The 12,898-nt window shown below is 32.9% G+C and carries 12 protein-coding genes; 1 reads left to right on the top strand and 11 read right to left on the bottom strand.

The genetic code is table 11. The annotated features are described in order from the left end of the window. Positions 1-21: 21 nt before the first annotated feature. The 10 genes from rnr to HMPREF2930_RS05245 form a co-directional block, all read right to left on the bottom strand. Positions 22-2,400: a ribonuclease R gene (gene rnr / locus HMPREF2930_RS05290; RefSeq protein ID WP_017175899.1), complete on the bottom strand. Its 2,379-nt coding sequence runs from the start codon at positions 2,398-2,400 to the stop codon at positions 22-24. A gap of 37 nt (positions 2,401-2,437) precedes the next feature. Further along, positions 2,438-3,178 carry an alpha/beta hydrolase gene (locus HMPREF2930_RS05285; protein ID WP_017175900.1) on the bottom strand — a complete coding sequence of 247 codons (741 nt, stop codon included), beginning with the start codon at positions 3,176-3,178 and terminating at the stop codon, positions 2,438-2,440. A 205-nt stretch (positions 3,179-3,383) separates the two neighbouring features. Then, positions 3,384-3,617, bottom strand: coding sequence for a preprotein translocase subunit SecG (secG, locus tag HMPREF2930_RS05280; protein ID WP_002448159.1), 234 nt, complete (start codon positions 3,615-3,617; stop codon positions 3,384-3,386). 67 nt (positions 3,618-3,684) lie between these two features. Then, positions 3,685-4,155, bottom strand: coding sequence for a hypothetical protein (locus HMPREF2930_RS05275; RefSeq protein ID WP_017175901.1), 471 nt, complete (start codon positions 4,153-4,155; stop codon positions 3,685-3,687). Positions 4,156-4,328: 173 nt separating this feature from the next. Continuing rightward, on the bottom strand, positions 4,329-5,633 hold the full coding sequence (gene eno, locus HMPREF2930_RS05270) for a surface-displayed alpha-enolase (RefSeq protein ID WP_017175902.1): 1,305 nt from the start codon (positions 5,631-5,633) through the stop codon (positions 4,329-4,331). A 131-nt stretch (positions 5,634-5,764) separates the two neighbouring features. Then, positions 5,765-7,282 (bottom strand): 2,3-bisphosphoglycerate-independent phosphoglycerate mutase, encoded by a 1,518-nt coding sequence (gene gpmI, locus HMPREF2930_RS05265; protein ID WP_017175903.1) that lies wholly within the window; start codon positions 7,280-7,282, stop codon positions 5,765-5,767. A 2-nt stretch (positions 7,283-7,284) separates the two neighbouring features. Further along, on the bottom strand, positions 7,285-8,046 hold the full coding sequence (gene tpiA / locus HMPREF2930_RS05260) for a triose-phosphate isomerase (RefSeq protein WP_017175904.1): 762 nt from the start codon (positions 8,044-8,046) through the stop codon (positions 7,285-7,287). 111 nt (positions 8,047-8,157) lie between these two features. Beyond that, on the bottom strand, positions 8,158-9,348 hold the full coding sequence (pgk, locus tag HMPREF2930_RS05255; RefSeq protein WP_017175905.1) for a phosphoglycerate kinase: 1,191 nt from the start codon (positions 9,346-9,348) through the stop codon (positions 8,158-8,160). A 145-nt stretch (positions 9,349-9,493) separates the two neighbouring features. Continuing rightward, positions 9,494-10,501, bottom strand: a complete 1,008-nt coding sequence (gene gap / locus HMPREF2930_RS05250; protein ID WP_017175906.1) for a type I glyceraldehyde-3-phosphate dehydrogenase — start codon at positions 10,499-10,501, stop codon at positions 9,494-9,496. A 46-nt stretch (positions 10,502-10,547) separates the two neighbouring features. Further along, a complete protein-coding gene (locus tag HMPREF2930_RS05245) occupies positions 10,548-11,567 on the bottom strand; it encodes a sugar-binding transcriptional regulator (protein ID WP_017175907.1) in 1,020 nt (339 codons plus the stop codon). 267 nt (positions 11,568-11,834) lie between these two features. On the opposite strand from HMPREF2930_RS05245, the gene HMPREF2930_RS05240 reads away from it, so the two are divergent. Further along, positions 11,835-12,062, top strand: a complete 228-nt coding sequence (locus HMPREF2930_RS05240) for a hypothetical protein (RefSeq protein WP_017175908.1) — start codon at positions 11,835-11,837, stop codon at positions 12,060-12,062. Positions 12,063-12,114: 52 nt separating this feature from the next. Here HMPREF2930_RS05240 and HMPREF2930_RS05235 read toward each other — a convergent pair. After that, a partial coding sequence (locus HMPREF2930_RS05235; protein WP_083313650.1) for a hypothetical protein occupies positions 12,115-12,898 on the bottom strand: 784 nt, incomplete at its 5' end.

Below are 12,898 nucleotides of genomic sequence, written 5' to 3'. Positions count from 1 at the left end.
TGTATGTCACCTCTTTGCTGATTATTTTTTCTTACGACACGCTTTTTTCTTAATATTTTTATCTTTATAAAAAGGTTTATGCTTAGTTGCGCTTTGTTTATCACGTTGACGTTGATTTTTACCCTTACGTTGTTTACGTTTTTTCTTTTTGTTTTTATGATGATTATCTTTGGATTTATCTAAAGATTTACCACGCGTTTTAGCTTGAATCGTTTTTCCACGAGCAGGACGCTGTGATTTATCATTTTTAGGTAATGGCATGCCAACAATTTGGAAATCTATCATGCGTTCATCTACGTCTACATGAGTAACTTTAACTTTTACCTCATCACCAATTCTAAACACTTTAGCATGTCGTTCACCTATCAACGCCATTTGTCGTTCATCAAATTGATAATAATCATCTGTCATATTAGAAATATGAACCATACCTTCTATTGTATTTGGTAATTCAACGAACATACCAAAATTGGCAACAGAGCTTACAATACCTTCAAATTCATCACCAATATGTTGAATCATATACTCTGCTTTCTTCAACTCATCTGTATCTCTCTCTGCTTCAATTGCGCGACGTTCACGTTGGGATGTATGTTCTGCTAATTCTGGTAATGTTTCTTCCCATTTATGCATCTCTTTATGATTCATAGAGTGATCGACAAGATACTTACGAATTAAGCGATGAACAGTTAAATCTGGATAACGACGAATCGGGGAAGTAAAATGTGTATAATATTCTGCTGACAAGCCGAAATGACCTAAATTTGTATCATCATAATGTGCTTGTTGCATCGAACGTAACATCATTGTTGAAATAACCATTTGCTCAGAACGACCTTCAACTTCTTCTTGGATAGATTGTAATGTTGAAGGATGAATATCTTCACCTGTGCCTTTAACCATAATACCAAAATTAGTAATAAAGTCGAAGAACTGGCGTAATCGATCTGATTTTGGTTGTTCATGAACACGATAAATAAATGGCACTTCTAATTTGTTAAAATGTTCAGCAACTGTTTCATTGGCTGCTAACATAAATGATTCAATTAAACGCTCTCCTTCACCACGTTCTCGCATTATTACATCTGTAGGTAGTCCTTCTTGATTGACCAACACTTTTGCTTCATTAATATCAAAATCAATTTCACCACGACGTTTACGCATACGGATAAGTCGATTAGATAAATCTTGTGCTAAATCTAACATTGGGACAATTTCACTGTATTGTTGACGCACTTCTGTATTTTTTTCGGTAATAATTTGATTCACTGCATCATATGTCATACGATAGTTTGAATGAATAACACTATCAAATATGTCATGATTCACCACTTCGCCACGCTCATTTATTTCCATACGACAACTTAACGTTAAACGATCTACTTCAGGATTTAATGAACAGATACCATTACTTAAACGGTGTGGAATCATTGGAATAACACGGTCTACTAAATATACACTCGTTGCTCTATCATAAGCTTCTTTATCTAGCGCAGAGCCTTCTTTTACGTAATAACTTACGTCTGCAATACTTACTGTCAATTCCGTATGGCCATTATCTAGACGTTTAACGCTAATTGCATCGTCTAAATCTTTAGCATCTGCACCATCTATTGTAATTGTAAGATCGTTTCTTAAATCTCTTCGTCCCTTAATTTCTTCAGGTTTTATTTCTTCAGGGACTGATTCCGCTTCTTTTAATACCTCATCAGGAAATTCAATCTCAATTCCATGCTGATAAATAATTGAAAGAATATCTACTCCTGGGTCATTTTTATGACCTAGAATAGCAGACACATGTCCTTCTGGATTATCTGTGCCATCAGCATATTTTGTGATTTGGACAAGTACTTTATGACCATCTACGGCTCCAAGACTCTGTCCTTTAGGTATAAATATATCTTGCATAATACGTTTATCGTCAGGAATGACAAAACCAAAATGTTTTGCTTCACTATACGTACCTACCACTTGTGTGACAGAGTGTTTTTCTATAGATTTTACTTCACCTTCAACTTTTCCACGATGCTCTCCTCTGGATTTTTGTAATTCAACTATTACTGTATCTCCATCTAAAGCACGATTAATCTTTGTTGGTGGAATAAAAATATCTTCAAGTTCTTCGTTTTCTGGGCGTAAAAAAGCAAAGCCTTTTTTATTTTGACTTAAAGTACCTCTTATTAATTTTGAACTTAAATTCTTATTTGATACTTTACGTTGATAGCGATCTGTCTTTGTTCGCTCTACCAATCCTGCTTGTTCAAGTTCAACGAGCACCTTTATTAATTCTCTAAATGAGTCGGCACTACTAAGACCTAAAGCATCTTGAAAGTCTGATACAGACATCGGTTCATAATCAGGTTGTTTTACAATATCTTCAATGGATTGCTTTAAATTCATCATGCCCCTCCTTTCTTTAATCAATTATTTTTATGATTTATTCAGACCAGTCTAATCCTTCTAAAAACGCATATACATCTTCAAACACTTGCTCTTTTTCTTTATCAATTGTAATGACATGTCCTGAATTTGCATACCATTTAATTTGTTTTTCATCTGAATCTACATTTTCGTATATATAATTTGCTGACTGAGGATCAATCATTTCATCTTTTTCAGCTTGAACTACTAAAATGGGATCTAAGACTTCATCTACATCATTACGCACACGACTTAACGTATCACTAAGTTCTTTGAGTGTTTCAGTAGGATGAAAATCTTCCATTTCTTTATCAATCGTTGCTTGATCTTTACCTTCGTATTTTTTAAAATTACGTGCATATTCTAAAAAACCTTCATAGATTGTACCTTCTGTTTTTACTTCGGCAGGTGCACACATTGTTATGATACCTTTTACAGGACGGTTTAAACTTAACTTCAATGCAAATACGCCGCCTAATGACAATCCAGCTACCGCTATGTCTTCATAACCTTGTTCTACAAGATAATCATAGCCATCAAGTACATCTTTAAACCATACATATGGACTAGACTTTAATATTTCTTCTGGCGGTGCAGCATGACCTTCATACTGTGGCGCATAAGAAGTATAACCTTTTTTTTGTAAAAATCTACCAAGTTGTCTTACATCTGAGGAATTACCTGTGAATCCATGTAGGAGTAAGACTGCTCTTTTACCTTCTTGGAAAAAGAAAGGTTGAGGTAACTTAATTTGCATTTTTTATCCCTCTCTAACAAAAATTATAATATGATTACTTTTTTTATTTTGTACTAATAGACTGCATTCATTATATAATCAATCTATTTTATTCCCTGAATAGCTTAAAAATATGCATTGATGATTATATTAAAATAATGATTTCTTTATAAAATGTGTTAACTCTATTATAAATAAAAAAGCCCGACATTGATATCGTCGGACCTTATAAACCAAAATAACTTATTCCAATCATTATTAAAAAGAAAATGATGGCTAACACAATTGTTAATCTATGCAAGAATAAATCGACGCCACGTTGTTTTTGCTTACCAAATAACTGTTCAGCGCCCCCGCTAATCGCACCCGAAAGTCCATTACTTTTACTTTCTTGGAGTAATACAACAGTAATTAATGCAATACAATCAATAATTAATAAGACCATAAATAATGTATGCATGAAAATTGTCCTCCGTTCATTATATACGTTCCGAATTATAACATATTCTTAATATAGTTATCAAATACTATCGATTAAATGTACTTTTACGTACAATTGAAATAATTAACATATATATGGCTAATATTGCTGAACCAATCACGACGATTAAAATAGGTAAAATAAATAAAACCGATTTTGTTTCAATAATAGCATTTAACACCATTGTTAAGTTGACAAGTGTAAATAATACATTTGATACATATACGGCAAACATAAACCACCAAAGATATTTATGTCGATTCCATAAAGCAATCACTCCAGCTAAATATGCAAGAATATACATAATACCTGTATATCTAAAACTATTTAAAATATTATCTACTGCACTGCTTGACGCTTTTTGATGTGCTAGTGTTAACAGTGTTTTAGCAGTGCGAGCATCTAAAGCAATAAAATTATGGATAATTAATAATATACAAAATACAAGCGAACTATATCCAATCAATTGACCAGTAATACGTTCTCTTTTATTTGACTGATTAAGTTGTTGATCCATCTTCAATTCTCCTTCTTTCAATTACAAGATTATTATATCAGTTTCATCAATGAAGTTAAATCTTACACTTCTATACTATTATTTAAAGTTTTATATTAAAAAAAGCCTGTCATAGTCTCAACTCTATGACAGGCAAACGCGTGAACTCTATTGATTTTAGTATAGTGCTAAAATTATTTATCTAAATTGTAGAAAGATTTAATTCCGTCAAATTTTGCTGTTTCAAATAATTCATCTTCAATACGTAGTAATTGATTATATTTCGCAATACGATCTGTTCTTGATAATGAACCAGTTTTAATTTGACCAGCATTTGTTGCTACTGCGATATCAGCAATTGTTGTATCTTCAGTTTCACCAGAACGGTGAGATACTACTGCAGTGTAACCAGCTTTTTGAGCCATTTCAATAGCATCAAATGTTTCAGTTAATGTACCAATTTGGTTTACTTTGATTAAGATTGAGTTACCAATACCTTGTTCAATACCTCTAGAAAGAATTTCAGTATTAGTTACGAATAAATCGTCACCTACTAATTGAACTTTATCCCCGATACGATCAGTTAATTGTTTCCAACCGTCCCAGTCATTTTCATCCATACCATCTTCAATTGTAATGATTGGATATTTACTAATTAATTCTTCTAAGTAGTCAACTTGTTCAGCTGCGCTACGTTTCGCACCATGTTCACCTTCGAATTTAGTGTAGTCATATACATCATTTTCATAGAATTCAGATGAAGCACAGTCAAATCCTAAGAATACATCTTCACCTGGTTTGTAACCAGCTTTTTCAATCGCTTTAATGATTGTTTCAACTGCATCTTCAGTACCGTCAAATCTTGGAGCGAAACCACCTTCGTCACCTACAGCAGTTTCTAATCCACGTTCACTTAAAATTGATTTTAAGTTATGGAAAATTTCAGCACCCCAACGTAATGCTTCTTTAAATGATTCAGCACCAGTTGGTAAAATCATGAATTCTTGGAATGCAATTGGTGCATCTGAGTGAGAACCACCGTTAACAATATTCATCATTGGGACTGGTAATTGTTTACCGTTAAATCCACCGAAATATTTGTATAATGGTTGACCTAATAAGTCAGCTGCTGCGCGTGCAACGGCAATAGATACACCTAAAATAGCGTTTGCACCTAATTTACCTTTGTTAGGTGTTCCGTCTAATTGAATCATCATTTTATCAATTGATACTTGATCTAAAACTGAAAATTCACCTTCAACGATTTCTGGAGCGATAATTTCGTTTACATTTTCAACAGCTTTTGTAACGCCTTTACCGCTATAACGTGATTTATCTCCATCACGTAATTCAACTGCTTCGTGTTCACCAGTAGAAGCACCTGAAGGTACTAAAGCACGACCAAAAGCACCACTTTCAGTTAATACTTCAACTTCAACTGTTGGGTTACCACGTGAGTCTAATACTTCGCGAGCATAAACATCTGTAATAATTGGCATAATAAATAATCTCCTTTAAATTTAGATTCCTTAATTATTATAACTATTTTTTGTTATTTAATAAAATATTTATACTAAGATGACTTAATATTAAAGAATAATATTAAATCATCTTAGTATTTACAACTTTACTAATGCTTAATTAAAGATTCACCTGTCATGTCTGACGGTTGTTCAACATTTAATAAGTCTAGTAATGTAGGTGCTAAGTCACCTAAACGACCAGTTTCACGTAATGTTACATCTTCTTTAGTAACAATTACTGGAACTGGGTTTGTAGTATGAGTAGTCATAGGTTGATCATCATCAGTTAAAACTTGATCTGAGTTACCATGGTCAGCTGTAATTATTGCATAGCCATTCATATCTAAAATTTTATCAACCACTTCACCTAAACATTCATCTACTGCTTCAATTGCTTTGATTGTTGGTTCAAGCATACCACTATGACCTACCATGTCAGGGTTAGCAAAGTTTAAAATAATTAAATCTAAATCACCTTTGTCTAACTCTTCTAACAATGTATCTTTAACTTCGTATGCACTCATTTCAGGTTTTAAATCATACGTAGCAACTTTAGGTGAATCGATTAAGCAACGACGTTCACCTTCAAATTCTTCATTACGTCCACCACTCATGAAATAAGTAACATGTGGGTATTTTTCAGTTTCTGCAATACGTAATTGTTTTAAATTATTATTTTGAGCAACTTCACCAATTGTATTCGTTAAATCAACTTTTTCAAATACGACTTCTGCATCAACATTATCATTATATTTAGTAAATGTTGCATAGAATAAATCATTTACACGCTCAACTTTAAAGCCGTCAAATGCTTTATTTGTAAATATTTCAGATAATTGTGCTGCTCTATCAGGACGGAAATTGAAGAAGATAACAGCATCACCATCTTGAACACCTTCATTTTGTCCTTCAACTATGAAAGGTTCAACAAATTCATCTGTAACGTCATTTTCATAATTCGCTTCTACACCTTCTTTAGCGCTCGCATAAGAAGGTCCTTCGAAATTGCGAATAGCATTATAAGCTTTTTCTTCACGATCCCAACGTTTATCACGGTCCATAGCGTAATAACGACCTGAAATCGATGCAAATTGACCTACACCAAGTTCTTTGAATTTAGCTTCTGTTTCTTCAATATATTTAATTGCTGATTTTTGATCTACATCACGACCATCTAAAAATGCATGTACATACACTTTATCTAAACCTTTTTGTTTAGCAAGTTCTAATAATGCAAATAAATGTTTGTAATGACTGTGAACACCGCCATCTGAAAGTAAACCAAATACATGTAATGCTGAATCGTGATCTTTAACGTGTTGAGCTGCTTTACCTAACACTTCATTTTCGTAGAAATCACCATCTTCAATGGATTTATTAATACGAGTTAAACTTTGATAGACAATACGACCTGCACCTATATTCATATGACCTACTTCAGAGTTACCCATTTGACCTTCGGGAAGGCCAACATCTAAACCACTTGCTTCAATTTGAGTCGTAGGATATTTGTTGTAATAACGATCGAAATTGGGTTTATGCGCTTGTTTTACTGCATTACCATGTTCACTTTCACGGTTAGCAAAACCGTCTAAAATAATTAATGCTGTTGGTTGTTTAGCCATAATTATTTAGCACCTTCTAACAATTGTACAAAATCATCTACTTTAAGTGATGCGCCACCAACTAATGCACCATCGATATCTGATTGAGCCATATATTCTTTAACATTATTTGGTTTCACACTACCACCATATTGAATACGAGTCGCATCAGCTACATCTTGACTAGACACGTCTGCTACTGTTTTACGTACTTGTGCACACATTTCATTTGCATCTTCTGAAGTAGCTGATTTACCAGTACCGATTGCCCAAATTGGTTCATAAGCAATAACAACTTCTTTAAGTTGATCTTCTGACAAGCCTTTTACTGCTTCTTTTACTTGGTTGCTTACTACTTCGTTAGCTTTGCCATTTTCTCTTTCTTCATCTGTTTCACCAACACAAATAATTGGTGTCATTCCATGATTAAATACTGCATGTGCTTTTTTATTTACATCTTCATCTGTTTCATGGAATAATTCACGACGTTCTGAATGTCCAATAACGACATATTTAACACCTAAATCAGCTAATGCTACTGGAGAAGTTTCTCCTGTATATGCACCATTATCTTCAAAATAAGTGTTTTGAGCACCAATTTTTAATCCTTTTGCTTTGCCATCATTCACTAGAGAGATTAATGCATCTAATTGAATTGTTGGCGCACAAATTACTGATTCAACTTCCTTTTCATCAGGTAATGTAGGTAAATTGTTTACAAAGTCTTTAGCTTCTTGAACTGTTTTATTCATTTTCCAGTTACCAGCTATGATTGGTTTTCTCATTATTGACACTCCTATTATTAATAAATTTAAACTTAATTATAAATATTTACGTTCTTTTATTGTTTTCCCATGAAAATCATAAAAGAAACATTTTTATTATTCAAATAAATATTATTTATCGTTAATTGCTTTGATACCAGGTAATTCTTTACCTTCAAGGTATTCTAATGAAGCACCGCCACCAGTTGAAATATGAGTGAAATCATCTTCAAATCCTAGTGAAATTGCAGCCGCTGCTGAATCACCGCCGCCGATAATTGTGATTGCATCTTCTAAGTTAGCAATTGCTTTACATACACCGATTGTACCTTTAGCAAAATTACTAAATTCAAATACACCCATAGGTCCGTTCCATACTACTGTGTGAGCACCTTGTAATTCTTTAGTAAATAACTCGATTGTTTTTGGTCCAATATCCATTGCTTCTTGATCACTTGGAATTTCATCAATAGACACTTCAGTGATTTTAGCATCATTTGAAAATTCTTTAGCTACTTTACAATCAACAGGTAATACAATTTGATCGCCATTTTTTTCTAAAAGTTCTTTAGCAAAGTCAATTTTATCTTCTTCTAATAAAGATAGACCAATTTCTTTACCTTGTGCTTTTAAAAATGTATATGCCATACCGCCACCAATAATGATTTTATCAGCGATATTCACTAAATTTTTAATAACACCAATTTTGTCAGATACTTTAGCACCACCTAAAATAGCCACAACTGGTTTATGTGGATCATTTACCACACCACCGATAAATTTAATTTCTTTTTCCATTAGGTAGCCTGCAGCTGTTTCTAGATGAGTAGAAATACCAACATTTGAAGCATGTTCACGGTGTGCAGTACCAAATGCATCATTTACAAACACATCACCTAATGATGCCCAATACTTACCTAATTCAGGATCATTTTTAGATTCTTTTTTACCATCTAAATCTTCAAAACGAGTATTTTCAACTAATAATACATCGCCTTCATTTAAATTTTTAATTGCAGATTCTAATTTTTCACCGCGTGTTTCTGGAATAAACACAACTTCTTTGCCTAATTTTTCAGTTAATGAATCCGCTACTGGTTTTAAAGTTAACTCTTTTTTATCACTTTCTTCTTTAACTTTACCTAAATGAGAGAACAATACTAATTTACCGCCTTGTTCTAAAATATATTTAATTGTTGGTAAAGCTTGAACAATACGGTTATCATTTGTAATTTCACCGTTTTTTAAAGGTACATTAAAATCAGCACGTTCAAGTACAACTTTCCCTTTTAAGTCTAAATCAGAAACAATTTTTTTTGCCATTATAATTTCCTCCTTTAAATAGGAATTATTAATATAAAAATAAGCGGAGAAGCGTTAGTGCTCCCCGCTTACTCATAAGCTAACTTAATTCAACATTTTATATAAGTGTACTGAGCACAAGTTTTTATTAAACTAGGCTACGAAATTATTTAGTTAATTCAGCTAAATATTCTAAAGTACGTACTAATTGAGAAGTATAAGACATTTCGTTGTCATACCAAGCAGCTACTTTAACTAATTGTTTGTCGCCAACTGAGATGACACGAGTTTGAGTTGCATCGAATAATGAACCAAAGTTCATACCAACAATATCTGATGATACGATTTCATCTTCAGTGTAACCGAATGATTCGTCAGCAGCATTTTTCATTGCTTTGTTAACATCTTCAACTGTTACTTCTTTTTCTAATACAACTGTTACTTCAGTTAATGAACCAGTAGCTACTGGTACACGTTGTGCTCCACCATCTAATTTACCATCGATTTCAGGAATTACTTTACCGATAGCTTTAGCTGCACCTGTTGAGTTAGGTACGATGTTTTGTGCTGCTGCACGTGCACGACGTTTGTCACCTTTTTTGTGTGGACCATCTTGAGTCATTTGGTCGCCAGTGTAAGCGTGAATAGTTGTCATTAAACCTTCAACAATACCAAATTCGTCATTTAAAACTTTAGCAACTGGTGCTAATGAGTTTGTAGTACATGAAGCACCTGATACTACTGTTTCAGATCCGTCTAAATCTTTGTGGTTTGTGTTAAATACGATAGTTTTAACATCACCTTTAGCTGGAGCAGAAATTAATACTTTTTTAGCTCCTGCATTAATGTGTGCTTCAGCTTTTTCTTTTTCTGTATAGAAACCAGTACATTCTAATACTACGTCGATATCTAAATCGCCCCATGGTAATTTACTTGCATCTGGTTCTTCAAAAGATTTAACTTCTTTACCATTTACACGGAAACCACCTTCAACAACTTCTACGTCTCCGTTAAAGCGACCTTGCATAGTGTCATATTTTAATAAATGAGCTAACATTTCGTCGTCTGTTAAGTCGTTTACTGCAACTACTTCAATACCTTCTACGTCTTGAATTCTTCTGAATGCTAAACGACCAATTCTACCAAAACCATTAATTGCTACTTTTACTGCCATTATAATGGCCTCCTTTAAAATGATATTTAAAAAGTTAAATAACTTTTTATTCCTTATTTAGTATTACTTTAGCTGCTGCTTCATCAGTAATTAATATTGTATTTTTGGGAGCAATACTGAGATATGCTTTGATAGCTTCTCCCTTAGACATGCCGCCAGCAACAGCATATATAAATTCTTTGCTTTCTAAATCTTCAAGTTGTAATCCAATAGTTTTTACTTTTTGAACTACATGACCTTGAGCGTCAAAATAATATCCGAAAGCTTCTCCGACGGCTTGATGATGTTGAAGTCTTTCAATCACCTCATCAGATGATTGTCTACGATGCGCCATCTTCAGCGCATCACCAATACCGTGTATTGTTATATTTGCTTGTTTAATCTTTTCTAATGTGTGCACAACTGATGGTTCCATCAGTAATGTATTATATGTTGATTCGCTTACATTATCTGGTACATATAGGGTAGTATAATACCCACCACTTTGTTGTGCCATACTTGCTGCAATTGTATTTGCTTGATAAACCATATTTTCACCAAGACCACCACGTGCCGGAACAAAAAACACATTAAATGGTAATAAATGCATTGCTCGGCTAACATTAGCCATTGTTGATCCGCCTGTCACTGACACAATTGCATCTTCATACAATATATCTTCTAGTAAATGACCTGCTTGTCTACCCATCTCAGACTTAACTTCTTCATGCATGTCAGCATTTCCAGGTATGACATATACTTCTTTAATTCCAAAGTTGGACTTAATATGTTTAGCGTAATGATTATCATCTTTATACACTTTAAAGTAATCGCTTAATTGATTAAGTACTTTTGTACCTTCTTCAGTGATTTCCATACCAGTTGATTTTACTTGTATAAGATTTTGCTTTTTTAATATATCTGTTTCTGTTCTTAAGACTCTTTCTGTAATATCCATATGTTCGCTTAAACTTCTACGCCCAACAGGTTCATTATTTGAAATTGTCGTTAAGATAGAGAAACGTCGATACATTTTATCAACTAAGTCAGGAACCAACTTTTGTTGTAGTTTAATCAGGTCTTTCACTACTACCTTCCTCCTATTTTTCTCAAAAGGTAATCGAGAGTTAGAGGGGGTTTGACTTTTTTTGTCCCAGGTGGGACAAAATTCAACCTCTTTACAATTGCAATACTACTATTGTCGTTATAAAAAAGCAAGTGAAAACCTTTATTATTTTAAATAATCTGTTAAATATTTAAAATAGGGTATAGTAAATGCAATAGAGTTAACCTTATAGGTTTTTCAAAAATGATGAATTATAATTTAAACATTAACTAGATAGGAGGAAGCACTTTGAAATATAAAGACAATAAGGATGTAGAAGTTTTAGATCCTTCTGATAATAGATATAAAGATGATAACTATTTTAAAAGAGAACAAGAATATCGAGATATTTCTGAACATCACAATACAATACGATATCACTATGGTTGTGGTTGTCCTTTTGGTTGTTTCTCTTCTATTTTTATATCGATTGTTCTTTCAATTATCTTAACATTCTTGCTTAACTGGATATTTTAAAAAAACCTAGAGATACACACATGGTAAAATGTGTATATACCTAGGTCTTTTTTTATTCTTCGTTTGAAAATCTTTGAGATTGTTGGGTATTATTTTTTGATTCTGAAGTAGTTGAACTAGATGATTGTGTTTTAGGTTCGGCAGTAGATGGTTGCATCGTTGATTTTTGTGTTTGGGATGATTGATTTGTATTAGCTCGTTCTTGTGTAGTAGTTGTGTCATTGTTACTTGACTTATGTTGTGATGTTTCAGTTGAAGCATTAGAACGAGAAGATTGACTTGACTGAGTATTTTTAGTTGATTTATCTGTTTCTTCTTGCGTTGCTTTTTCTTGAGTCGGTGCGTTTTCTTTTTCTTGAGTTGGTGCGTTTTCTTTTTGTTGAGTACTTTGAATTTGATTTGTATTAGGTTGTTTTGTAGATGTTTCTTTAGAAGATTGCTGCGTTTGTGCTGTTTTACCTTGATTAGTAGGTTGTACTTTTATTGAATTATTTTGCTCATTAGAATAGTTATCAGTGACATTTGGATTTTTTACGTTATCTAATTTATTTTCTTTACTATTATTTGTATTGTTTTCACTTGTTGTATTTTCTTGCGTACCTTCTTCATTCTTTTTATCACTTTTAGTATTTTTATCTTTCTTATCTTTATGTTCTTCCGTTGACTGATTATTTAAACGTTCATTGACTCTGTTTGAATTATCTACAAAAGCAAAAACTGCAAACACCAATCCACCAAGTAATAGAAGCACAATAAGTGTACTAATTATTTTAGAAATACCACTCATCTTTTTCTTTTCATGTGCTTCATAGTCTTTAAGATTTCTATTTTTTTTT

This window comes from Staphylococcus sp. HMSC068C09 (genome assembly GCF_001813735.1).
Classification (GTDB): Bacteria; Bacillota; Bacilli; order Staphylococcales; family Staphylococcaceae; genus Staphylococcus; species Staphylococcus hominis.
Note: the sequence above shows the minus strand (reverse complement) of the source record. Positions and strands in the feature narration are given on the sequence as shown.